This is a genomic window from Pseudomonas sp. AK181, from assembly GCF_051122975.1.
Classification (GTDB): Bacteria; Pseudomonadota; Gammaproteobacteria; order Pseudomonadales; family Pseudomonadaceae; genus Aquipseudomonas; species Aquipseudomonas lactis.
The window spans coordinates 1,381,697-1,405,386 of record NZ_CP146348.1; the positions used below are offsets into that span (position 1 = coordinate 1,381,697).

At 61.0% G+C, this 23,690-nt stretch carries 22 protein-coding genes; 11 read left to right on the forward strand and 11 right to left on the reverse strand.

Going from position 1 to position 23,690, the window contains the following annotated elements; genetic code table 11:
- Positions 1-4 precede the first annotated feature (4 nt).
- The 5 genes from adk (at position 5) to V8689_RS06500 (ending at position 3,461) form a co-directional block, all read left to right on the forward strand.
- Positions 5-652, forward strand: a complete 648-nt coding sequence (adk, locus tag V8689_RS06480) for an adenylate kinase (RefSeq protein WP_003189104.1) — start codon at positions 5-7, stop codon at positions 650-652.
- A gap of 90 nt (positions 653-742) precedes the next feature.
- Positions 743-1,429, forward strand: a complete 687-nt coding sequence (tsaB, locus tag V8689_RS06485) for a tRNA (adenosine(37)-N6)-threonylcarbamoyltransferase complex dimerization subunit type 1 TsaB (protein WP_056790185.1) — start codon at positions 743-745, stop codon at positions 1,427-1,429.
- Positions 1,430-1,589: 160 nt separating this feature from the next.
- Entirely contained in the window at positions 1,590-1,892 is a 303-nt protein-coding gene (locus V8689_RS06490; protein ID WP_032893222.1) for a hypothetical protein, read from the forward strand.
- Positions 1,892-2,752 (forward strand): DUF72 domain-containing protein, encoded by an 861-nt coding sequence (locus V8689_RS06495; protein WP_056790188.1) that lies wholly within the window; start codon positions 1,892-1,894, stop codon positions 2,750-2,752. Before V8689_RS06490 ends, V8689_RS06495 begins: the two co-directional genes overlap by 1 nt.
- Positions 2,753-2,762: 10 nt before the next feature.
- Entirely contained in the window at positions 2,763-3,461 is a 699-nt protein-coding gene (locus V8689_RS06500; protein WP_056790192.1) for an extensin-like domain-containing protein, read from the forward strand.
- A gap of 3 nt (positions 3,462-3,464) precedes the next feature.
- On the opposite strand, the gene V8689_RS06505 is transcribed toward V8689_RS06500, so the two are convergent.
- A complete protein-coding gene (locus tag V8689_RS06505) occupies positions 3,465-4,085 on the reverse strand; it encodes a hypothetical protein (RefSeq protein WP_056790194.1) in 621 nt (206 codons plus the stop codon).
- Positions 4,086-4,181: 96 nt separating this feature from the next.
- Here V8689_RS06505 and V8689_RS06510 point away from each other — a divergent pair, with 96 nt between their 5' ends.
- The gene (locus V8689_RS06510; protein WP_434520695.1) at positions 4,182-4,964 is read left to right on the forward strand and encodes a class I SAM-dependent methyltransferase; all 783 of its coding nucleotides are present in this window, start codon (positions 4,182-4,184) and stop codon (positions 4,962-4,964) included.
- Between the two features lie 571 nt (positions 4,965-5,535).
- Here the strand turns inward: V8689_RS06510 and V8689_RS06515 are convergent.
- Positions 5,536-6,198: a TetR/AcrR family transcriptional regulator gene (locus V8689_RS06515; protein WP_056790199.1), complete on the reverse strand. Its 663-nt coding sequence runs from the start codon at positions 6,196-6,198 to the stop codon at positions 5,536-5,538.
- Positions 6,199-6,291: 93 nt separating this feature from the next.
- Here V8689_RS06515 and V8689_RS06520 point away from each other — a divergent pair, with 93 nt between their 5' ends.
- From V8689_RS06520 to V8689_RS06530, 3 genes are all read left to right on the forward strand, one after another.
- On the forward strand, positions 6,292-7,392 hold the full coding sequence (locus tag V8689_RS06520; RefSeq protein ID WP_056790201.1) for an efflux RND transporter periplasmic adaptor subunit: 1,101 nt from the start codon (positions 6,292-6,294) through the stop codon (positions 7,390-7,392).
- A 5-nt stretch (positions 7,393-7,397) separates the two neighbouring features.
- On the forward strand, positions 7,398-10,460 hold the full coding sequence (locus V8689_RS06525; protein WP_056790203.1) for an efflux RND transporter permease subunit: 3,063 nt from the start codon (positions 7,398-7,400) through the stop codon (positions 10,458-10,460).
- Between the two features lie 141 nt (positions 10,461-10,601).
- On the forward strand, positions 10,602-10,865 hold the full coding sequence (locus tag V8689_RS06530) for a hypothetical protein (RefSeq protein ID WP_056790207.1): 264 nt from the start codon (positions 10,602-10,604) through the stop codon (positions 10,863-10,865).
- Between the two features lie 86 nt (positions 10,866-10,951).
- On the opposite strand, the gene V8689_RS06535 is transcribed toward V8689_RS06530, so the two are convergent.
- From V8689_RS06535 to plsB, 3 genes are read right to left on the reverse strand one after another with little or no spacing between them, the layout of a single operon-like run.
- A complete protein-coding gene (locus V8689_RS06535; protein ID WP_003189124.1) occupies positions 10,952-11,641 on the reverse strand; it encodes a DUF4197 domain-containing protein in 690 nt (229 codons plus the stop codon).
- Between the two features lie 27 nt (positions 11,642-11,668).
- Positions 11,669-12,070 carry a YbaY family lipoprotein gene (locus tag V8689_RS06540; RefSeq protein WP_014717218.1) on the reverse strand — a complete coding sequence of 134 codons (402 nt, stop codon included), beginning with the start codon at positions 12,068-12,070 and terminating at the stop codon, positions 11,669-11,671.
- A 51-nt stretch (positions 12,071-12,121) separates the two neighbouring features.
- Complete coding sequence (gene plsB, locus V8689_RS06545) at positions 12,122-14,641, reverse strand: glycerol-3-phosphate 1-O-acyltransferase PlsB (RefSeq protein ID WP_056790210.1); 2,520 nt, start codon at positions 14,639-14,641, stop codon at positions 12,122-12,124.
- A gap of 181 nt (positions 14,642-14,822) precedes the next feature.
- Here plsB and V8689_RS06550 point away from each other — a divergent pair, with 181 nt between their 5' ends.
- Positions 14,823-15,032: a cold-shock protein gene (locus V8689_RS06550; RefSeq protein WP_003189131.1), complete on the forward strand. Its 210-nt coding sequence runs from the start codon at positions 14,823-14,825 to the stop codon at positions 15,030-15,032.
- A 137-nt stretch (positions 15,033-15,169) separates the two neighbouring features.
- Here V8689_RS06550 and V8689_RS06555 read toward each other — a convergent pair whose 3' ends face one another.
- The 4 genes from V8689_RS06555 to V8689_RS06570 form a co-directional block, all read right to left on the reverse strand.
- Positions 15,170-15,547, reverse strand: coding sequence for a hypothetical protein (locus V8689_RS06555; RefSeq protein ID WP_044272277.1), 378 nt, complete (start codon positions 15,545-15,547; stop codon positions 15,170-15,172).
- 54 nt (positions 15,548-15,601) lie between these two features.
- Complete coding sequence (locus V8689_RS06560; RefSeq protein ID WP_056790212.1) at positions 15,602-16,411, reverse strand: putative RNA methyltransferase; 810 nt, start codon at positions 16,409-16,411, stop codon at positions 15,602-15,604.
- Positions 16,411-17,562, reverse strand: a complete 1,152-nt coding sequence (gene dapE / locus V8689_RS06565; protein WP_032893206.1) for a succinyl-diaminopimelate desuccinylase — start codon at positions 17,560-17,562, stop codon at positions 16,411-16,413. Before dapE ends, V8689_RS06560 begins: the two co-directional genes overlap by 1 nt.
- Positions 17,563-17,785: 223 nt before the next feature.
- Positions 17,786-20,377: a glycosyltransferase gene (locus tag V8689_RS06570; RefSeq protein ID WP_056790215.1), complete on the reverse strand. Its 2,592-nt coding sequence runs from the start codon at positions 20,375-20,377 to the stop codon at positions 17,786-17,788.
- A gap of 217 nt (positions 20,378-20,594) precedes the next feature.
- Between V8689_RS06570 and tcdA the strand changes: the two genes are divergently transcribed.
- Positions 20,595-21,404 carry a tRNA cyclic N6-threonylcarbamoyladenosine(37) synthase TcdA gene (gene tcdA, locus V8689_RS06575; RefSeq protein ID WP_003189142.1) on the forward strand — a complete coding sequence of 270 codons (810 nt, stop codon included), beginning with the start codon at positions 20,595-20,597 and terminating at the stop codon, positions 21,402-21,404.
- A gap of 604 nt (positions 21,405-22,008) precedes the next feature.
- On the opposite strand, the gene V8689_RS06580 is transcribed toward tcdA, so the two are convergent.
- Together V8689_RS06580 and V8689_RS06585 are read right to left on the reverse strand one after the other, a co-directional pair.
- Positions 22,009-22,422, reverse strand: coding sequence for a SufE family protein (locus tag V8689_RS06580; RefSeq protein ID WP_056790218.1), 414 nt, complete (start codon positions 22,420-22,422; stop codon positions 22,009-22,011).
- Entirely contained in the window at positions 22,419-23,624 is a 1,206-nt protein-coding gene (locus V8689_RS06585; protein WP_056790221.1) for an aminotransferase class V-fold PLP-dependent enzyme, read from the reverse strand. The genes V8689_RS06580 and V8689_RS06585 overlap by 4 nt, the downstream gene beginning before the upstream one ends.
- Positions 23,625-23,690: the final 66 nt, after the last annotated feature.

A 23,690-nucleotide genomic window follows, 5' to 3' on the forward strand; every position in this document is an offset into this window, starting at 1 on the left:
ATCGATGCGCGTCATTCTGCTGGGAGCTCCCGGGGCCGGTAAAGGTACTCAGGCAAAGTTCATCACTGAAAAATTCGGCATTCCACAAATCTCCACCGGCGACATGCTGCGTGCGGCCGTCAAGGCTGGCACCGAGCTGGGCCTGATCGCCAAGAGCGTGATGGACAGCGGCGGCCTGGTCTCCGATGACCTGATCATCAACCTGGTCAAGGAACGCATCAGCCAGGAAGACTGCAAGAACGGTTTCCTGTTCGACGGCTTCCCACGCACCATTCCCCAGGCTGAAGCCCTGGTGAAGGCGGGCGTGGAGTTGGACGCTGTGGTCGAGATCGCAGTTGAAGACGAAGAGATCGTTCAGCGTATCGCTGGCCGTCGCGTTCACGAAGGCTCGGGCCGCGTGTACCACATCGTCTACAACCCGCCGAAAGTCGAAGGCAAGGACGATGTCACCGGCGAAGACCTGGTGCAGCGTAAAGACGACACCGAAGAAACCGTGCGTCATCGCCTGTCGGTCTACCATTCCCAGACCAAGCCCCTGGTGGACTTCTACCAGAAGCTGTCCGCAGCCCAGGGCAAGCCGAAATACAGCCACATCCCTGGCGTGGGCTCGGTAGAGGCTATCACCGCCAAGGTGCTGCAAGCACTGAGCTGATCCTGTGATCGGCGGCACAGACAACGGCCCGCTTGCGGGTCGTTGTTGTTTATACTGGCGCACTTTTTTCCGACTTGGACACCCACACCGATGAGCACCCTGCTGGCCCTGGACACCGCGACTGAAGCTTGCTCCGTTGCCTTGCTGCATGATGGCAAGGTCACGAGCCACTACGAGGTGATCCCGCGCCTGCACGCGCAGAAATTGTTGCCGATGATCAAGCAACTGCTTGAAGACGCCGGTACCACCCTGGCTGCCGTGGATGCCATCGCGTTTGGCCGTGGCCCCGGTGCATTCACTGGCGTGCGCATCGCCATTGGCGTGGTGCAGGGCCTGGCCTTTGCCCTGGAGCGCCCGGTGTTGCCGGTTTCCAACCTGGCGGTGCTGGCCCAGCGTGCGTTGCGTGAGCACGGTGCGTCGCAAGTGGCAGCGGCGATTGATGCGCGCATGGATGAGGTTTACTGGGGTTGCTACCGTGAGACCGCCGGCGAAATGCGCCTGGTCGGTGCCGAAGCGGTGCTGGCCCCCGAAACGGCGCAGTTGCCCGCTGACGCCAGCGGCGATTGGTTCGGTGCCGGCACGGGCTGGGGTTATGGCGAACGCATCAAGGTGACGTGTGCCGAGCAGGACGCGACGATGTTGCCCCACGCCGAAGACCTGCTGTCGTTGGCGCGTTTCGCGTTTGAGCGTGGCGAGGCAGTTGCAGCGGACCAGGCAGCACCGGTGTACCTGCGCGATAAAGTCGCGCAAACCAAGGCCGAGCGCGGGATTATTTGACGCCAGAAATGTGGGCATTCGGCGGCAAATTTCGCCAATCGTCAGAATTTGCCTGGGTTTTTAAACCTTTTACAAATTATGTGTTCTAGTTATCACCAGAGCATTTGCGCGCCATGGAAAGTGCCGCTAAATTGCCATCATTGATACCGAGTCTGCATGTATGCGTATAGACGGTTTTTCCTCACAGTCCTACCCCCTCAAGCGTAAGCCGCGCAAGGCGAGCGTGACGGTAGACGAATCCGTCGAAGATTCACCGGACTTCATCGAAGTACACACCGATACGCCTTCCAAAGCGCAAGGCGCCGCGAGCGCACGCATCAGCGGCGTTCCTGCCCGTCAGCAAGACATGGTCTTTCCCCGTTCCATGAGCAAAAGCGTTGCCACCGCCTTGGCCAGCTACCTGACCACTGCCGGCTTTGTCGAATGGGATATGGAAGTGCTGGGTCTCGATATCCATATCTGATGCGTTTGCCTTATTACATCGGCTGCCCGTCCTGGAGTGAAAACGCCTGGCGCGAGTACCTGTATCCGGTTGATGCACGTTCCAACGATTACCTCGGGCTCTATTCTCAGGTCTTCAACGCCGTTGAAGGCAATACCACTTTTTACGCTCGCCCCTCGGCCGCCACTGTGCAGCGCTGGGCCGAAATCATGCCTGATGATTTTCGCTTCACCGCCAAATTCCCTGGCGATATCAGCCATGCTGGCGATTTGCGTGAACAGTTGCCGGCGGCAGAAAGCTTTGTCGGCTTGATGGGCCCTTTAGGTGAGCGCGTTTCACCGCTGTGGTTGCAGCTCTCAAAAAGCTTTACGCCGCAGCGCCTGGCGGAGCTGGCTGGATTTCTCGATGGCATCGATCGGCCGCTGGCTGTGGAAGTGCGTCATGAACAGTTCTTCGCCAAGGGTGATGCTGAGCGCATGCTCAACCGCCTGTTGCGCGACCGCGGTGTCGAGCGCATCTGCCTCGATCCACGAGCGCTGTTCAGTTGTACCTCTACCTCCGAAGCGGTGCTGCATGCCCAGTCCAAAAAGCCCCGGGTGCCACCGCGCCCAGCGGCATTGACGCAGTTTCCCCAGGTGCGCTTCATCGGGCATCCGGACCTTGAGGCCAATGACCCGTTCCTGATTCCCTGGGTGGAAAAGATCGCCAGTTGGATCGAAGAAGGCCGCACGCCCTATATGTTCCTGCACACGTCGGACAACCGTCTCGCGGCACAGTTGGCGCTGCGCTTCCACGCCAAACTGATGGTGCGTCTGCCAGGGTTACCGCCGCTGCCCACCTTGCATCGAGAACCCGTGGCGGAGCAGCTCGGGCTACTTTGAGGATTGAGCCGTGGGTGTGGTCAAGGCGTTGAGTGTGTTGCTGTTGCTGGTGGGCGCCTTTGCGCTGGCGGTCTGGCGCGGTTGGGTGCCGATGCCGGCTGAGTGGAACCCTTGGGCGCCTTTGGATGTGCGAGCGAGCCCCAACCTGTTGACGCGCTACAAGCTCAGTCGTTTACAGGACGATCCGGCGTTGTGTGACCAGGTACTGAACATCTCCGGCCTGCGCGTGAGTCGCCAGGCTGATACATCGGCCGATGCGGCGTGCCCTTTGCGCAATGTCCTGCGTGTGCAGGGCGCTGACGTGGCGTTGAGCAGCAGCTTTCTCGCCAGTTGCCCGCTGGCGGTGGCGTTCGCGTTGTTTGAGCGCCACAGCCTGCAACCGGCGGCCCAGGCCGTATTTGGCCAAGCGGTGAGCCGCGTCGAGCATTTGGGCAGTTTTGCCTGCCGTAATATCTACAATCGCGCCGACGCAAGGCTCAGCCAGCACGCCTCGGCCAATGCTCTGGATATCGCCGGTTTTCGCCTGGCGGATGGGCGCAGCATCAGCGTGCTCAAGGATTGGCCAGGGCAGGGCGACAGCGCGCGTTTCCTGCGTTTGGTACGCGATGGCGCCTGTGATGATTTCAACGTGGTGTTGAGTCCGGACTACAACGCCGCCCATCGCAACCATTTCCATCTGGACATGGGGCGTTGGTGGGTGTGTCGCTAAGGCTCAGGCGGCCAGGCGCAGGTTGTGGGTCACCAGCGGGCGCGCCCAGTAATAGTCGAAATCCAGGGCCTTTTGCTGCGCCAGCAATTCTTCTTCAAGGTACGGCGTGGCGGCCGGTGGCAGCAGGTCCAGCTCGAATTCGGCAATCGGCAGGTGTAGCGGGCGTGGTTGTGGCGCCGGGCCCGGCGCGGGTAGCGGTTGGCCGGCGTTCAGCACAATGGGGCGCACCCACTCGCTTTCAAACGCTTGCTGGCGTTGCTGGGCGATGACTTCTTCTTCCGGGAACGGCGTCGCGGCCGGTGGCAGCAGCTCGGTTTCGAACTCGGCAATTGGCAGGAAGAGCGGTTCCGGCGGGGCGATCTCGGTGTCTTTCACATCGCACTCACGCTGGGTGAGGATCTGCGCCAGCAGGTCGGCGCCTTCGCGGGGTTCAACCGACGGGTCTGCCGGGGCAGGCGTCTTGGCGGCGAGCGCGTCCGACGTTTCACCGAGCTGCTCGGCCAACGCACGGGCGAAGAAGTCCTGCCACACATGACTCACCCCGGCCAGCGCTTGGGTATTGCGCAGGCCGTAATGGTTGTGGGTCGGCAGTACACCGATGGAAAGGGGAAGAATGTCTGACATTTTTCTCGGTCGACGCTCAGCTCTGGCAAAATACCTGACTGTGATTTTTATCGGCCGTTGTTTGCCGATCCTTAATATTTTTGAGCGTGGCGATTGATGAACGAACAACCAGCGGCCAGCCGCATCCAGGTCCAAGCCTTGGCTGACAGCTTCCAGGCCCGCGCTGAACAGTGGGCTTCGCTGCTGGGGTTGCCTCTGCAGGTGGCCGATGCGGATTTTTCCCTGCAAGTGGGGGAGCACGGCTTGCAGTTGCAACAGCTTGGGCCTGATGCGCCAGGGCCGGTGCGGGTCGACTTTGTCGAAGGCGGCGCGGCGCATCGGCGGTTGTATGGTGGCGGCAGCGGGCAGATGATCGCCAAGGCGGTGGGCATCGCCCAGGGCGTGCGCCCGCGGGTGCTGGATGCCACGGCTGGCTTGGGCAAGGACGCGTTCGTGCTGGCCAGCCTCGGGTGTGAGATGAGCCTGATCGAGCGCCAGCCGTTGATCGGCGCCTTGCTCGAAGTTGGCTTGGCCCGCGCTGCCGAGGATTTTGAGGTGGCGCCGATTGTGGCGCGCATGAAGTTGCTCAAGGGTAACTCCATCGACGTGATGCTCAATTGGCAGGGGGAGCCGCCTCAGGTGATCTACCTGGACCCGATGTTTCCGCACCGTGAGAAAACTGCGCTGGTGAAGAAGGAAATGCGCCTGTTTCGGCCGTTGGTAGGGGATGATCCGGATGCACCGGCGTTGCTCGCGGCGGCTCTGGCGCTGGCGAGCCATCGTGTGGTGGTCAAGCGGCCGCGCAAGGCACCCTGTATTGAGGGGCCGAAGCCGAGCCATGCGTTGGATGGCAAGTCCAGCCGCTACGATATTTATCCCAAAAAGGCGCTTAAGGCATAAGCGGTAGCATTTATCTTGCTGATGCGGCGAGATCCAAATAGGGGAGGGGGCTTGCCCCCGATGCCTGCCTGAGAGCCGACACCTATCTCCCTGACACCCCGCCATCCAAATGTGGGAGCTGGCTTGCCTGCGATGACGGCCTGCCAGCCGGCACCTATCTCCCTGACACCCCGCAACCCAATTGTGGGAGCTGGCTTGCCTGCGATGACGGCCTGCCAGCCGGCACCTATCTCCCTGACACCCCGCAACCCAATTGTGGGAGCGGGCTTGCTCGCGAAGGCGGCCTATCAGGCGACGCAGTTATACCGGGTACATATCCATTCCTGCGGTAACGGCCGCTTAGGGTTCCGCCCTGACGGCGGCTCACTTTTGAAAAGCGCAAAAGTAAGCAAAACGCTCTTGCCCCACCACTCGGCACCTCGCTTAGGCTCGGTGTGCCCGAACGCAGACTTGAATCCGTGGGCCACGAATTCAAGCCTGCGTTCGGCCAGCGTGGTTTAACGGGGCGCCTGAGATCAAGATCACAAGCAGATCAAGAGCAAGATCAAGAGCGGCTCGCTTCGCATCGTGGTTACCGTAGGTCGCTACCGCCAACGCTGTTGTGTCGATAGGCCCGCATAAACAACTTCACCACGTCCTGCACATGCTCTTCGGCCTCTTGCGCACTCAGTTGCCCGCCACACCCGTACAACAAACGAAAGTTCGCCGTGCCTTTGAGCAGGCAAAAGAAGTGTTCGGCGGCCTTCAACGGTGTGTCGATGCTCAAGGCACCGCTCTGGTCAATCTTGCCGAGCAGGCGCTCCATGCCTTGCAGCATGCGCATGGGGCCGGCGTTGAAGAAGATCTGGGAGAGTTTCACGTCCTGATTGCCGGTGGTCATCATCAGGCGATGCAGGTTTACCGACTCTTCGCTGTTGATCAGCCGATGAAAGCCGCGGGCGATGTTAAGCAGCACCGTCTCGACGGGAATGCCTTCGGGGAGTTCGAAGTACATCACCGGCAATTGCTCTTCGCATTTGGCCACCACCGCAGCGGTGAACAGCGTCTCCTTGTCGGTGAAGTGGCTGTAGACCGTGAGTTTCGATACGCCGGCCGCCAGGGCAACGGCGTCCATGCTGGTGTTTGCATAGCCCTTGTCCAGGAACAGCGATTTTGCCGATTCGAGGATTGCCTGGCGTTTTGCCATGTCCTTGGGGCGCCCGGGGCTTGCGGTGTTCAGAGGATTGTCGGACATTTTCACCTTTAATACTGGACTGGTGAGTTTGGTATTAATAACATGCCGGCCAGTATAATTATTCCAAGCTCTATTTGCGAAAGGTCCTTCAGCATGCGCAGCGCTTTCCTGCCCCTTGCTTTGCCTGTCAGCCTGGTCTTCCTGTTGGCCGCTTGCGGCCATGAAGAAGCGGCCCAGACCACCGTGCGCCCGGCCATGGTGGTGCAACCGCAGCCTTCGGCCCAGGCGACAGACAGCTACCCCGGTGAGGTGCGTGCCCGTTATGAGCCGGACCTGGCCTTTCGCATCGGCGGCAAAGTCAGCAAGCGCCTGGTGGAGGAGGGCGAGCGGGTCAAGGCCGACCAGCCGCTGGCCGAACTCGACCCACAGGACGTGCGCCTGCAACTGGAAGCGACCCGCGCCCAAGTGGCTGCCGCGCAGGCTAATCTGAGCCTGGTGCGTGCGGAGCGGGATCGCTACAAGACCTTGATGGACCGTCAGATGGTCAGTCGGTCGCAGTACGACAATTCCGAAAACCTCTACCGAGCCGGTGAAGCACGCCTGAAGCAGATCAAGGCCGAGTTCGATGTGTCGAGCAACCAGGCCGGCTACGCCGTGCTGCGTGCGCCTCAGGATGGGGTGGTCGCCAAGCGTGCCGTAGAGGTGGGGCAAGTGGTTTCCGCTGGCCAGACCGTGTTCACCCTGGCCACCGATGGCGAGCGTGAAGTGTTGATCAGCCTGCCTGAACAGGGCTTTGGCCGCTTCAAGATCGGCCAGCCGGTGTCGGTGGAGTTGTGGAGCCAGCCAGAGCAACGTTTCGCCGGGCGCATTCGTGAACTGTCTCCTGCCGCCGACCCCAAGTCTCGCACCTTCGCCGCGCGCGTGGCCTTCACCGGCGGCAAAGTCCCCGCCGAACTGGGCCAAAGCGCACGGGTTTTCATCCAGGCCGACGGCGTCATTCCCCTATCGGTACCGCTGTCTGCCCTGAGTGCCGAGAACGGTGCGTCCTACGTTTGGCGTGTAAAACCGGACAACACCCTTGAACGCACCCCTGTACGCATTGGTGCGTTTGGCGAAAACACCGTGCCGGTACTCGAAGGCTTGGTCGCCACCGATTGGGTGGTGGCCGCAGGCGTGCATGTGCTCCATGAGGGCCAGTCAGTGCGCCCGGTGGATCGCTCCAACCGTGTAGTGAATCTGGCGGCCAAGGAGTAGTCCCGATGGGTTTCAATCTTTCCGAATGGGCGTTGCGTAATCGCCAGATCGTACTGTTCCTGATGATCCTGCTGGCCGTGGTTGGCACCTTGTCCTACACCAAGCTGGGGCAAAGCGAAGACCCGCCCTTTACCTTCAAGGCCATGGTGATCAAGACCAACTGGCCCGGGGCCACGGCCCAGGAGGTTTCGCGCCAGGTCACCGAGCGCATCGAGAAAAAACTCATGGAGACCGGTGAGTACGAGCGCATCGTGTCGTTCTCACGGCCCGGTGAATCCCAGGTCACCTTTATTGCCCGGGATTCGATGCGTTCGGCGCAGATTCCCGAGCTGTGGTACCAGGTGCGCAAGAAAATCAGCGACATTCGCCACACCTTGCCGCCGGATATTCAGGGGCCGTTTTTCAACGACGAGTTCGGCACCACCTTCGGCAATATCTACGCCCTGACCGGCGACGGCTTTGACTATGCCGTGCTCAAGGACTACGCCGACCGTATCCAGATCCAGCTGCAACGGGTGCCGGATGTGGGCAAGGTCGAGCTGCTTGGCTTGCAGGATGAGAAGATCTGGATCGAGCTGTCCAACCTCAAGCTCGCCACCCTCGGCTTGCCACTGGCCGCGGTACAGCAGGCGTTGCAGGAACAGAATGCGGTGTCCACCGCCGGTTTCTTTGAGACCCCCACCGAGCGCGTGCAACTGCGCGTTTCAGGCAACTTCAAGACGGTGGAGGAGATCCGCAACTTTCCGATCCGCGTGGGTGATCGCACCTTGCGCATCGGTGATGTAGCTGACATCCATCGAGGCTTCAACGACCCACCAGCACCGCGTATGCGCTACATGGGCGCAGATGCCATCGGCCTGGCCGTGGCCATGCGCGACGGTGGCGACATCCTCGTATTGGGCAAGGCCCTTGAAGCGCAATTCGCACGCCTGCAAAAGAACCTTCCAGCAGGAATGGAGCTGCGCAAAGTGTCGGATCAACCGGCAGCGGTAAAGACCAGCGTCGGCGAATTCGTCCAGGTGCTGGCTGAAGCGTTGGCGATTGTTTTGCTGGTGAGCTTTTTCTCTCTCGGCGTGCGTACCGGCATGGTCGTCGCCCTGGCGATCCCGCTGGTACTGGCGATGACCTTTGCCACCATGTATTACCTGGGCATCGGCCTGCACAAGATTTCCCTTGGCGCCTTGGTCCTGGCTTTGGGCTTGCTGGTGGATGACGCGATCATCGCCGTGGAAATGATGGCGATCAAAATGGAGCAGGGCTACGACCGCCTCAAAGCCGCGAGTTTCGCCTGGACCAGCACCGCATTCCCCATGCTCACCGGCACCCTGATCACGGCCGCAGGCTTCTTGCCGATTGCCACCGCGCAATCGAGCACCGGCGAATACACCCGCTCGATCTTCCAGGTCGTGACTATTGCACTGCTGGCCTCCTGGGTAGCGGCCGTGGTGTTTGTGCCGTACCTGGGGGAAAAACTCCTGCCCGACCTGGCGAAGATTCACGCCGCCAAGCACGGCACCGACGGTCCAGACCCTTACGGCACACCCTTCTACCAGCGTGTAAGACGTTTGGTGGAGTGGTGCGTGCGGCGGCGTAAAACGGTGATCATGTTGACTTTGCTGCTGTTTATCGGCTCGGTTGCGCTGTTCCGCTTCGTGCCGCAACAGTTCTTCCCGGCTTCCGGTCGCCTGGAGTTGATGGTCGACCTGAAACTGGCCGAAGGCGCTTCCCTGAGCAACACCGCCGAGCAGGTCAAGCGCCTGGAAGCGTTGCTCAAGGAACATGCCGGCATCAACAACTATGTCGCCTACGCGGGCACCGGTTCGCCGCGGTTTTACCTGCCCCTGGACCAGCAATTGCCCGCTGCCAGCTTCGCCCAGTTTGTGGTGCTGGCTGACACTATCGAGGAGCGTGAAAGCTTGCGCACCTGGCTGATCGAAACTCTCAACGAGCAATTCCCCGACTTGCGTTCGCGCGTGACGCGCCTGGAGAACGGCCCGCCCGTAGGTTACCCGGTGCAGTTTCGCGTGACGGGCGAGCACATCGAAGAAGTCCGTGCCCTGGCGCGCAAAGTGGCGGCCAAGGTTCGCGAAAATACCCATGTGGTCAACGTGCATTTGGACTGGGAAGAGCCGAGCAAAATCGTGTACCTGAATATCGACCAGGACCGTGCACGCGCCCTGGGTGTGAGCACCGCCAACCTGTCGAAATTCCTGCAGAGTTCCTTGACCGGTTCCAGCGTCAGCCAGTACCGGGAGGACAACGAATTGATCGAGATCCTCCTGCGCGGCACCGTGCATGAGCGTAGCGAACTGTCGCGCCTGCCGAGCCTTGCCGTGCCCACCGACAATGGTAAAAGCGTGGCGCTGTCGCAAATTGCCACCCTCGAATATGGATTCGAAGAGGGCATCATCTGGCATCGCAATCGCTTGCCCACGGTGACTGTGCGGGCCGATATCTATGGCAAGGAACAGCCGGCGACCCTCGTGCAGCAGATCCTGCCGACGCTCGCTGATGTGCGTGCCGAACTGCCGGACGGCTACCTCTTGGAAGTGGGCGGTACGGTGGAAGATTCTGCCCGTGGGCAAAACTCGGTGAAGGCCGGTGTGCCGCTGTTTATCGTGGTAGTGCTGACCTTGCTGATGCTGCAACTTCGCAGCTTCTCGCGCACGGCGATGGTCTTTCTCACCGCGCCTTTGGGGCTGATCGGCGTGACCTTGTTCCTGCTGGTGTTCCGCCAACCCTTCGGTTTCGTCGCCATGCTCGGCACCATCGCGCTGTCGGGGATGATCATGCGTAACTCGGTGATTCTGGTGGACCAGATCGAACAAGACATCAAGGCTGGCCTGGCACCTTGGCAGGCAATCATCGAAGCCACGGTCCGACGCTTTCGCCCGATTGTGCTGACCGCGTTGGCAGCGGTGTTGGCGATGATTCCGTTGTCACGCAGTGTGTTCTTCGGGCCCATGGCCGTGGCGATCATGGGCGGGTTGATCGTAGCGACGGCGTTGACGCTGTTGTTCTTGCCGGCGTTGTACGCAGCGTGGTTCAGAATCAGGAAGGAGGAGTAGATCAGTGAGCGTTTTTGGCAGGCCCGGTGGGAACCATTTTTCAAGGCTTGCCACAGAGGGTTACCTGTTCGCAGGTACGTTATCCGGTGGTTTTTATCACCGGGATAACGTTTCCAGAACGTTCATAGAGGCGAAATAGATATGCTCCTACAAGCATTGGGTAACTTTTACTCGGGGATCGGCATGATGCTGGGCGGCGGTCAGATGGGCGGCGCTTGCGCCAAACATTCCCATAATGACTCCGTCGGTCGGCGTGAGCTTTCCGACGCGCTCAAATCGTTCAAATACGATTTTCCCCAGCCGAGCAGTAATATCACGATTAACAACAGTGTTGCCAACGCGAACAACAACGCGAACAACAACGTGAGCAACAACGCGAACACCAATACTCAAATCGGCCGTTGAATGCGCTGATTGCCGCTTTTGAGCCATTGCAAACACTCTGCATCCGCAGAGTGTTTGCCGCGTCAGGTTCAGTTGCTGGCGTGGGCTTACAGCGCCCCAAACACTTTCTTGGCCAGGCTGGTGGCCGCCGCCGCCGGGTTCTTGCGAATGGTTTCTTCCTGCTGCGCAATCATCTTGAACAGGCCATCCAGCGCTTGCTCGGTCACGTAGTTCTCAACGTTGGCGCTCTTGGCATCCACCGCGCCAAAGGCCGCGGCCTTGCCGGCCAGGGCATTGTACTGCTGGGCCACGCCGACTTTGTCGGTGGCAGCCTTGACGATAGGCAGGAACTTGGCGCGAATCTCTTCACGGCTGCTTTTGTTCAGGTACTGGGTGGCGGAATCCTGGCCACCGCTGAGAATGCCCTTGGCGTCGGTCACGCTCATGTTCTTCACGGCGTTGACCAGGATCGGCTGGGCCTGGGTCACAGCGGTTTCTGCCGCCTTGTTCATGCTGGTTTCCAGTTGCGTAACCTGGTCACCCATGCCGAACATCTTCAGCTTGTCGGCGACCTTACCGAGCTTGCCTGGCAGGCCGATCTTCACGTCCGGGTTGTTGCTGAAACCACCGGGCGTCCCGAGTTGTTTCACAGCAATCTGTGCACCTTGGGTCAAGGCATCCTTGAGGCCGCCGCTGGCGTCGCCCTGGGACAGGCTGCCCAGATCCAGGGCCATGGCGTTGGCGCCGAATAACAAGCCAGCACACAGGGCAGTGAGGCGAAGAGATTTGCGGAGCATGGGCGCTTCCTTATGAAGTGGGAGTGATCAGTGTGCCGCCGCATCCACCCGCAGGCGCAGCGGTTGTGGGTCCTGGCCATTGAGCTGCACGGTGTGCCGCTCGGTGGTGATAAACAGTAGCTTGCCGTCCAGCTCGATGCGAGCGCTGACCGAGTATGTGTGGCCTGGCTTAACCTGGGCCGGGTCATAGCTCAGGTGAAACGGCAGCGGCACCTGGCCTTTGACCGGGCCTTTCTGTTCGGCGAGGGTCACGGCCGGGGCGTCCATCAGGGACACGTCCTGCAGGCTGACACTCAAGGTGGCGGCTGGCGGCAGGGCGATGCGTTGCAGGTAGAACACTTCGCCGTCGAGGCTGGCCTTCGGGGTTGGGGTCATCGAGTGGCAGGCTCCGAGCAGGGCGGTCAGGCCCAGGAGGATGAGTTTTTTCAAGGTGCGGCTCCTTTTCAACGGCGCCGGAATCCGCCCGGCGCCTCAATCAGTCTAGCGCTGTGCTTCAGGATTGACGGCAACCGGTTCGGCCGCAGCCTCGGCTGCACCGTCCACACGGTGCAAGGCGACCTGGCGGATCGACAGGCGAATATCCGCCGGCAACACACGTTTGGCCGCGCCCTCGGCCAGTTCGCCGAGCAGGTCGTGATAACCCAGCTTGCCGGCTTCATCGCGGCGCAGCACATCTTGCTCCAGCAACGTCTGAATAAAATGTCGGAAAAGACTCTTGTCGAAGAACTCCGGAGCGTTGAGGCCGTGCAGGATCGACAGGCGCTGGGCCATGATCGTGCACAGGTCTTCCAGTTCCTCGGCGCTGATGCTGTTCTGGCCGCTGTTGAGCAGCAACGAGATCGCCATGTAGAAGCGTTGCAGGGTCTGGGCGATGCTCTTGGACAGCAGCGTCAGTAGCACAAAGTGCCGCGAACTCGGCGCCGGGCGCAGGTACACGGCGTTTTCGAAGCGCAGCAGGCCTTGTTCAACGAACGCGTCCAGCCATTGGTCGACCACGTTGTCCAGTTCCTCCAGCGACCAACGGATAAACAGTTCCGATTGCAGGTACGGGTAGAGCGCGTGGGTGTAGCGCAGGATCTGTTCGCGGGTCATGCGCGAGCTGCTCTGGAAGAAGCTCGCCAGCAAGGCCGGCAGGGCGAAGATGTGCAGCACGTTGTTGCGGTAATAGGTCATCAGGACAGCATTCTGCTCATCCAGGTAAACGATTTTACCCAGGGCGTCGCTCTGCTCCGACAACAGGTTCATGTCTTTGACATGCTTGATCAGCGCCAGACCATCGCCTTCCGGCAGGGTGGTGTGGGGCGAGTAGGGCACGCGGCGCAGCAGCGCCAGATACAGGTCCAGCTGGCGGGCCATGGCCTGTTCGTCCAGGGCCAGGCGGGTGGTGGACAGCAGCGCCAGCGCCACCAGGTTCACCGGGTTCACCGCAGCGGCTTCGTTCAAGTGGCGCGCCACCTGTTCGCCGAGGCGATTGGTGGTTTCGTTGAGCCAAGCCGGTTTGTAGTTCGGCCCCAGTTCCTGGGCGCGCCAGTCCGGTTGTTCGGCGTCGAGGAATTCTGCCAGTTTGATCGGCTCGCCGAAGTTGACCGCCACTTGGCCGAAGCGCTGCTTGAGCGCGCCGACCACTTTGAAGATGTCGAAGATCGACTCTTTCTTCTTGCTCGCGCCACGCAGTTCGCCCAGGTAAGTGCGGCCTTCGAGCACGCGCTCATAGCCGATATACACCGGCACGAACACGATGGGCATGCGCGAGGAGCGCAGGAAGCTGCGCAGGGTGATTGCCAGCATGCCGGTTTTCGGCTGCAGCATGCGCCCGGTGCGCGAGCGGCCGCCTTCGACGAAGTACTCCACCGGGAAGCCCTTGGTGAACAGGGTATGCAGGTATTCGTTGAACACCGAGGTGTACAACGGATTGCCCTTGAAGGTACGGCGCATGAAAAACGCACCGCCACGGCGCAGCAGGCTGCCGATCACCGGCATGTTGAGGTTGATGCCGGCGGCGATGTGCGGCGGGGTCAGGCCGTTCTTGAACAGCAGGTAGGACAGCAGCAGGTAGTCGATGTGGCTGCGGTGGCAAGGCACGTAGATCACCTCGTAGCCCTGGGCCACCTTTTGCACGCCCTCGATGTTATTGACCTTGATACCGTCGTAAATCTTATTCCAGAACCAGCTCAATACCACTTCCAGGAAGCGGATCGCGGTGTAGGTGTAGTCCGAAGCAATCTCGTTGCCATAGCGCAGGGCCAGCGCCTTGGCTTTTTCCGGGGCGATCTTTTCGCGTTCGGCTTCATCCGCAATGGCCTGGCGCACCAGCGGCATATTCACCAGGCCCTTGACCAGATTACGCCGGTGGGACAGGTCGGGGCCGATCACCGCCGTCTTCAGGTTACGAAAGTGCACACGCAGGATGCGCTGGGCCATGCGCACGGTACGTTCGTGACCTTTATTGTGCTCGATCAATTCACGCAGGTTGATGGGCGCGGAGAATAGCACGCGGGTCTTGCGCCCCAGGATCAGGATGCTCAACAACCGGCGTAGACGCCCGGTGACTGCCCAGCTGTCGGCGAATAACAGCTTCCACGGGCTGGACTCGCTTTCGGGGGATTGGCCCCAGAACACGCTGACCGGAATGATTTGTGCATTCTCTTCGGCGTGTTCGGTAAGGGTGTTGACCAGGCGCGTCAAGGTGGGCGGCGCGCCACGCTTGTCCTGGCGCCCGAGCCAATCCGGGTCGGGCGTGAGGTAGAAGAACGCCGAAGGCTCCATCAACGGCCCTACCGACACCGGCAGCACCGGGCGCGGCAGGCCGGCCTTGGTGCACTCGGCATCGACCACCGCCAACTCGGTGAGGGAAGGTGATTGCAGGACGTAGAAAACCGGCCGGCTGCGGTCCAGGTTAAGGGTGAGGGACGACTGGTTGATCGTCTCCGAGCGGACCCAGAGGTACAACAGTCGGCGCAAGGTGCCAAACACCAGACGGCGGAACGGGGAGCGGGTCATAGGCGAACTGCTTCAAGTGGAAAAAACCGAGCAGGCGCTCGGGCGGGTAGTGTGCCGTATTCGCCGAAAATCGGCAAAAAAGCAGCGATGTAAAGTTGAGTTGATGGTTTTTGAGCCTGTCTTATACTCGGCAGTTCAATGCGAGCGACTCAACAATAAAAAAACCAGTGGGAGTGAACAGATGACAACGCGTGAAACCGGCAATGTGAAGTGGTTCAACGATGCAAAGGGCTACGGCTTTATCCAGCGTGAAGATGGCAAGGATGTGTTTGTGCACTACCGCGCCATTCGCGGTGAAGGCCACCGCTCGTTGGCCGAGGGCCAGCAGGTGGAGTACGCCGTGGTGACCGGCGAGAAGGGTTTGCAGGCGGAGGATGTGGTGGGCCTGTAACCCCTTTGTTTTGCTAACCCAATCAACTGTGGGAGCTGGCTTGCCTGCGATGGCATCACTGTGGTCTGACTGATAGACCAAGGTGTCTGCATCGCAGGCAAGCCAGCTCCCACATTGATTGGGTTAGCGATCCGCTGTCAGGCGGTTTTCCAAGTGATCTCTTCTTCACCATCTGCGCTGATGCGAATCCAGCGATCAGCGCTTTCTTCACCCTCTTCTTCAACCCAGGTACCCGGCGCGCAACGCACTTCGACGTTCAGCGCAGCAAACGCGGCGCGGGCGCAGGCGATGTCGTCGTCCCACGGGGTCTGGTCGCTTTCCAGGTACAGGCTGTTCCATTTACCCACCGCCTTGGGCAGCCAGGTAACCGGCACGTTGCCGGCCTTGCACTTGTAGGTCTGGCCTTTCTGGACCCAGTCAGTGCACGGGCCCAGGGCGGCGCCCAGCCAGGCGGCGATGGCCTTGTGATCGACGTCGGCGTCCTTCAGGTAAATCTCAATATCAGGTTGGCGCATGGATGTTCCTCGTTGCGGGATTCGAAAATCCATTCGCGGATGGGTGAAAGTCGGTCATTGAAGCACGAAATAATCGTAGCGCATCGACACCGTGACCTGCAGCGGCTCCGCCGCCTCGATCACCTCGTGGCGGCGTTCGGCACTGGCCCGCCAGCCGTGGGGCGTCATCGCCAGCAGGTTGGCGCGGTCCTGGGCTTCGGCCAGGCTCAGGGTGAACTCCAGGGTTTCACTGTGCGCCAGGTGCATGCCATCCGGCACCAGGGCCAGGTGTTTGTCGTCGGTGTATTCGCGCACTTCGTCGTACAAGCGCTCGCGCAGTTCCATCAAGTGGCCGCTGGTTGGGCCGACTTTCATCAAGCCGCCGCCGGGGCTGAGCAGGCGCTTGGCCTCTTGCCAGTCCAGCGGGCTGAACACGCTGGCGAGGAACTGACAGCTGGCGTCGGCCAATGGCACGCGGGCCATGCTGGCGATCAACCAGGTCAGCGCCGGGTTGCGTTTGCACGCGCGCTTGACCGCCTCTTTGGAGATATCCAGCGCGTAGCCATCGGCATCGGGCAGGGCCTGGGCGATTTGCGCGGTGTAGTAACCCTCGCCACAGCCAATGTCTACCCAGCGCTGTGGTGCGCGCTCGGCGGCCAGTTCGGCCAGGCGCTTGGCCACTGGCGCATAGTGCCCGGCGTTGAGGAAGTCGCGGCGCGCCTCGACCATGGCCAGGTTGTCGCCCGGGTCGCGGCTGTTCTTGTGTTGCACCGGCAACAGGTTCAGGTAACCCTGGCGTGCGCGGTCGAAGCGGTGCCCGGCCGGGCACGCCACGCCATTGTCCACGGTATTGAGCGGTGCGCTGCAAATGGGGCAGGCAAGCATCAGGCGAGCAACTTGATCAGGGTCTGGTAGTAGATTTCGGTCAGCACATCGAGGTCGCTGGCCAGGATACGTTCGTTGACCTGGTGGATCGTCGCGTTGACCGGGCCCAGTTCGACCACCTGGGTGCCCAACGTCGCAATGAAGCGGCCATCGGAGGTACCGCCGCTGGTGGACGCCTTGGTCTCACGCCCGGTGATCGCCAGGATGCTGGCCGATACCGCATCCAGCAGAGCGCCCGGCTCGGTGAGGAAGGGCAGGCCCGACAGTGCCCACTCCACATGCCAGTCCAGGCCATGCTTGTCGAGAATGGCCGCGACCCGTTGTTGCAGGCCCTCGACGGTGGACTCGGTGGAAAAACGGAAGTTGAACACCGCCGTCAGGTCACCCGGGATCACGTTGGTGGCGCCGGTACCGGAGTTGAGGTTGGAAATCTGAAAGCTGGTCGGCGGGAAGAAGGTGTTGCCGTCATCCCAATGTTCAGCGGCGAGTTCGGCCAGGGCCGGTGCGGCCAGGTGGATCGGGTTCTTCGCCAGGTGCGGGTAAGCCACGTGGCCCTGTACACCGCGCACGGTCAAGGTGGCGCCGAGGGAGCCACGGCGGCCGTTCTTGACCACGTCGCCCACCAGGCTGGTGCTCGACGGTTCGCCGACGATGCACCAGTCCAGGCGTTCCTTGCGTGCGGCCAGGCGTTCGATCACGGCCTTGGTGCCATGGTGCGCCGGGCCTTCTTCGTCGCTGGTGATCAGGAAGGCGACCGAACCCTTGTGGTCCGGGTAGTCGCTGACGAAACGTTCCGCTGCCACCAGCATCGCCGCCAGGCTGCCTTTCATGTCCGCCGCGCCACGGCCACAGAGCATGCCGTTGTCATCGATCAACGCATCGAACGGGTCGTTCTGCCAGGCCTGTACCGGGCCGGTCGGCACCACGTCGGTATGACCGGCAAAGCACAGCACCGGGCCTTCGTGCTTGCCGTGGGTGGCCCAGAAGTTATCCACGTCTTCAATGCGCATCGGTTCAAGCGCAAAACCGGCGTCGCCCAGGCGCTGCATCATCAGCTTCTGGCAATCGGCATCGATCGGCGTGACCGACGGGCGACGGATCAGGTCGATGGCAAGTTGAAGGGTCGGCGAAAGGTCGGCATGGGCCGTCATGGGGGAACTCCGGAAATCGAGGCGGCGACGTTCTAACTGTAGGAGCGAGCTCGCTCGCGAAAAACTCAAGGGCACCGCGTGCATTCAGGATGCCCGCGTTATCGTTAACGATTTTCGCGAGCAAGCTCGCTCCTACAGTGATGGGTGTAAGGCACGCAAAAGGGCCGTTATCTTATAGCAAAACGGCGGCCAAGGGCCGCCGTTTAGTGCATTGCGTCACTTTTTACGCCGCCGGTGCCGCCTCAGGCGCCGCCGAAGGTTTGGGCAGCGACGACAAGAACGCCATGATCAGCGCCGCCACATACGGCAGCGACTGCACCAGCAACATCACCACCCAGAAGCGCATGTCATTGCTCGGCAGGCCTTGCACCAGGTAGATCCCCAGCGCCGCGCCCCACAGCAGCAGCATGATGAACATTTCTTCGCGGGCTTCGGAAATCGCCACCCAGAAGCCGTGGTTATCCGCGTTCTTCGGTGTACGAAAGAACGGAATACTGCTGGTGAAGAAGCCGTACAACACCGCCTTGGCGATGGTGTGGGACAGCGCCAACCCGGCCAGCGCCGCGCAGAACGCGTCTTTCAAGTTTACGCCTACCGCACGACGGTAGAGGAAGATGATCTTGCCGACTTTGAACACAAACAACGCCAACGGCGGGATCGCGAAAATCAGCAACGGCGGGTCGACCCGGGTCGGCACGATGATCATTGCCGCCGACCACAACAGCGCACCGACGGTAAAGAAGATGTTCATGCCATCGGCCACCCACGGCAACCAGCCGGCGAGGAAGTGATAGCGCTGGCCACGGGTCAACTCGGTGTCTTTGCCACGTATCAGGCTGGCGGTGTGACGCTTGATGATCTGGATCGCGCCATAGGCCCAACGGAAACGCTGTTTCTTGAAGTCGATAAAGGTATCCGGCATCAAACCCTTGCCGTAGCTGTCGTGGTAGTACGCCGCCGACAAGCCTTTTTCGAACACGCGCAGGCCCAGTTCGGCATCTTCACAGATGCACCAGTCGGCCCAGCCCAACTCTTCGAGCACCGAGCGGCGGGTCATGGTCATGGTGCCGTGCTGGATGATCGCGTCACGGTCGTTACGGGTGACCATGCCGATATGGAAGAAGCCTTTGTATTCGGCGTAGCAGAGCTTCTTGAAGGTGCTTTCGTTCTGGTCGCGGTAATCCTGGGGCGACTGCACCACGGCGATTTTCGGATCAGCGAAATGCGGCACCATGTGCTTGAGCCAGTTCGGTGATACGCAGTAGTCCGAGTCGATCACCGCAATCACTTCGGCATCCTTGGCGGTGTGCGGGATCAGGTAGTTCAGCGCACCGCCCTTGAAACCGGCCAGGGGCGCGACGTGGAAGAACTTGAAGCGCGGGCCCAGGGTTTCGCAGTAGTCGCGCACCGGCTCCCACACCGCCGGGTCCTTGGTGTTGTTGTCGATGATCAGGACTTCGTAGTCCGGATAGTCGAGGGCGGCCAGGGCGTCGAGGGTCTGTTTGACCATTTCCGGTGGCTCGTTGTAGCACGGCACATGGATCGACACTTTTGGACGGTAGTCCGAGTCGCCTTCCACGGGCAGGAATTCACGCCGGCGCTTGTGGGTCCACACTGCTTCTGCCAGTTCGTGGGCTTCGGTCAGCAACACGATAAACACACCCAGGGCGCCGAGCGCGAGCAACACGCCAACGGTCACGCTGAACCAGGTGCTGTATTGCTGGCTGTAGTCGTAGCCGATCCAGACCAGCACCGACCCGCACAGAAACGCGATAAAGGTCAGGAAGGTACGGCCCCGCTGGCGCAGGGCCGAGCCATCGATCATTAACAGGGTCAGGGACAGCAGCGCAAGCACCACCGAACCGATGGCCAGTACCCGCCATTGCGGAATCGCCACCACCGGGCCGTCAAAATTGAATTTCTGCTGGCGCGCGGCGTTGAATACACCCCAATACGCACCCGCCGACCCTTCGTCGCTGACCTTCCACGGCTGGTCAAACGCCTCGATCACAAAGTAGTTGTAACCCTGGCGGTTGAGCTTGTTCACCAGCGTACGCAGGTAAATGGCCTGGTCTGCCGGCGACGATTCATTGCCACCGCGCATACGGCCGTTGCTCGGCCAGCCCACTTCCGACAGCAGCAGGGGCTTTTTCGGGAAGGCTTTCTTCAGGTCCTTGGCGCGGTCAAGGACGTACTGGCCGGCCTTGTCCATCGGGATGTATTCCCAGAACGGCAGAATGTGCGCGGCGATCAGGTCGACGTGCTTGGCCAGTTGCGGGTTCTTTTCCCAGATGTGCCATTGCTCGGAGGTGGTCACCGGCACTTTCACGGCAGCGCGCACACGGTCGAGCAGCACGATCAGGGCTTCGGGGGTGATTTCCTCACGGAACAACGCTTCGTTACCCACCACTACGCGTACGACACTGCGCGAGGTGTTGGCAATCTCGATAGCGCGCTGGATCTCCCGCTCGTTACGTTCCAGGTCCGGGCTGATCCAGATCCCCAGGGTCACGCGCAGGCCGAACTCTTCGGCCAGCTTGGGAATATCCCCCAGGGGGCCGTCCACCGAGTAGGTACGGATGTTGTCCGTCAGCTTGCTCATGATCGCAAGGTCCTGACGCATCTGTTCGTCGGTAGGGTACTGGCCTTTCTGCGGGTACTGGCCCTGCTGGAACGGCGAGTAGGAAAAACCGGAGATCTGATCGGGCCAGTTGGGAGCGGTGACCGGGCGGTTGATCAGCGCCCAGAAACCGGTGAACAGCGCGGCAATTGCCAGCACCACCACCAGGTTGAGTCCAAATTTACGCGATGCCATGGTTATGTCGGGTTCCAAAGGGTGCGGAACGAAAGAGGTGTCGGCCTACGCCGAACGGCGCGCATCCTACACCGGCCCTTCCCTGAGCGTACAGCAGACAGAGAAAAGCCGGACGTTAGTCTGCGAAAGTCCGCCTAAGTTCTTTACTTGTAGCTGCAAGCGTCGAACTTGTCGCGGCGTAGCCCTATAATGCGCGCCGGTTTTTGGGGTAATGATGATGAGTACAGAAGATCCGCGGTTTGCAGGCGTCGCCCGCTTGTACGGCCTTGAGGGCCTGGAACGCTTGAAAGCCGCCCATGTGGCGATTGTCGGCGTCGGCGGCGTAGGTTCCTGGGCGGCGGAAGCGATTGCCCGTTGTGGGGTGGGCGAGATTTCGCTGTTTGACCTGGACGATGTCTGCGTCAGCAACAGCAACCGCCAGTTGCATGCCCTGGACAGCACCGTGGGCAAGCCCAAGGTCGAAGTGATGGCCGAGCGCCTGCGCGGTATCAACCCCGATTGCACCGTGCATGCGGTGGCAGACTTCGTCACCCGCGACACCATGGCCGAGTACATCACCCCAACTATCGACTGCGTGATTGACTGCATCGACGCGGTCAACGCCAAGGCGGCGCTGATTGCCTGGTGCAAGCGCCGCAAGATCCAGATCATCACCACCGGCGGCGCCGGCGGGCAGATCGACCCCACGCTGATCCAGGTGTGCGACCTGAACCGCACCTTCAATGACCCACTGGCCTCGAAAGTGCGCTCTACCTTGCGCCGCGATTATGGCTTTTCGCGCACCGTGACCCGTCATTACAGCGTGCCGTGCGTGTTTTCCACCGAGCAACTGCGCTATCCAAAGCCCGATGGCAGCATCTGTTTGCAGAAGAGTTTTGTCGGCGATGGCGTGAAGCTGGACTGCGCGGGAGGGTTTGGCGCAGTGATGATGGTCACGGCCACGTTCGGCATGGTGGCCGCGACCAAGGCGGTGGATAAGATTGTGGCGGGAGTGCGCCGTCCCTCAGAGCGCATCAAGCCCACCTAGATCTCACCATCCGACACAGATCCAAACTGTGGGAGCTGGCTTGCCTGCGATGACGGCGGATCAATTGGCCCATTTGCTCTTGCTTGATACAGCTATGTAGCGCTCAACGGTAACCACGATGCGAAGCGAGTCGCTCTTGATCTGCTTTTGATCTTAGGCGCCCCATTAAACCACGCTGGCCGGAATTCGACAGGGATTTGGGGGGTAAACCGGCAGGGATGCCGGTTTAGCCGCCCCGCGCCATGGATGGCGCGTGGCGGCGGCCCCCCAAATCACTGGCGGATTACGGGCACACCGAGCCTAAGCGAGGTGCCGAGTGGTGGGGCAAGAGCGTTTTGCTTACTTTTGCGCTTTTCAAAAGTGAGCCGCCGTCAGGGCGGAACCCTAAGTGGCCGTTACCGCAGGAATGGATATGTACACGGTCCAACTGTTTTGACTGTCAGGCCGTCTTCGCAGGCAAGCCAGCTCCCACATTTAGACAGCGGCGCGTCAGGTAGATAGGTGTCGGCTGTCAGGCCGTCACGGGAGCAAGCTCCCTCGCCACAGGTTCAGCGTCGCACCAAAATTGTGTAGATACCTATGACCATCTCAGGCAAGCCCCACATTATTTCCATGTACGCGTCAGGTCTCGCATGCGTTGCAGTACGGCATTCAAACCATTACTGCGCGACGGCGATAACTGGCGCGACAAGCCCAGCTGATTGAACCAGTCAGGCAGGTCAACCGCTTGCAATTCATCAGCCGACAACCCATTGACCCGCGCCAGCAGCAACGCCACCAACCCACGAATCATCCGTGCCTCGCTGCTCGCAGCAAACTGCCAATGGCCGTTCTGCAAACGCCCCACCAGCCACACCAGGCTCTCGCAACCCTGCACCAGATTAGCGTCGACCTTTTCCTCATCAGCCAGGGCGGGCAAGCGTTCACCCCATTGCATCAGCATCCGTGCGCGCTGCTCCCAGCTGCCCACGGCCTGGAAGGCTTCCAGTGCGGCGTGTGCCTCCAGCGGCAAGCTCATCGCAGCATGTCCAGCGCCTGGTCCAGCGCTTCAAAAAAGCGCTCCAGGTCGTCGGAATCGTTGTAGAGCGCCAGGGAAACGCGGATTGCGCCTGACAGATTCATCGCCTTCAACAGTGGCATCGCGCAGTGGTGACCGGCACGTACGGCAATGCCTTGCTCGGTCAGCAGGTGGGCGAGGTCGGCGTTGTGCACGCCCTCCACCACAAAACTCACCAGCGCCACTTGCGGCGAGCCCAGCACGCGCACGCCATTGCGTGCCTTAAGCCCACGCAGCAAGTAGTCATGCAGGGCGGCTTCGTGGGCGATTACCGCCGAAGCATCCAGCGAGCTCAGGTAATCCAGGCTCGCGCCCAGGCCGATCACGCTGGCAATCGGTGGAGTGCCGGCTTCGAAACCCAGTGGTGCAGGACGGAAGCTGGCGCTGTGGTAGTCGGCCTGTTGCACCATCTCGCCGCCGAACTGCCAGTGGCGCAGGTGGTGCAGGGCCTCATTACGGCCATACAGCACACCGACGCCGTCCGGACCGTAGAGTTTGTGGCTGGAAAACACGTAGAAGTCGCAGCCCAGGGCCTGCACGTCGTGGCGGCCATGGACGATGCCTTGGGCGCCGTCCACCACCGTGAGGGCGCCGTGTGCCTGGGCCAGCTTCAGCAAGGTTTGCAGCGGCTGCCAGGCACCGAGCACGTTGGACAACTGGCTCACCGCCAGCAGGCGCGTGCGTGGGCCAATCAAGCTGGCGGCGGCGTCCAGGTCGATCACGCCGTCAGCGTCCAGAGGCAAGACCACCAGCGTGAGTGCGCGGCGTTTGGCCAATTGCTGCCAGGGCAACAGGTTGGCGTGGTGTTCCAGGGCGCTGATGGCAATCTCATCGCCCGCATTGAATAAGTGCTCCAGGCCATAGGCTAGGAGGTTCAGCGCAGAGGTTGCGCCGTGGGTAAACACGACCTGCCCGCTGTCACCTGCGTTCAACCACTGCGCGACCTTGCTGCGGCTGTCTTCAAACGCCTGGGTCGCATGGGCCCCGGGCAAATGCTGGGCACGGTGCACATTGGCTGCGCCATTGGCGTAGTAATGACTGATGGCATCCAGTAGGGCTTGGGGTTTTTGCGTGGTGGCGGCGCTGTCCAGATAGGTCTGGTCTTGCCGTTGCAGGGTGGCGATGGCCGGGAAGTCGGCGCGCCAGGGGGAGGGCACAAGCATGGTGATCAAGACTCGTATAAGCGAGCCGCTCCGAAGGTGCGGCCCGCTAGTGGCATCGAGTGGCTG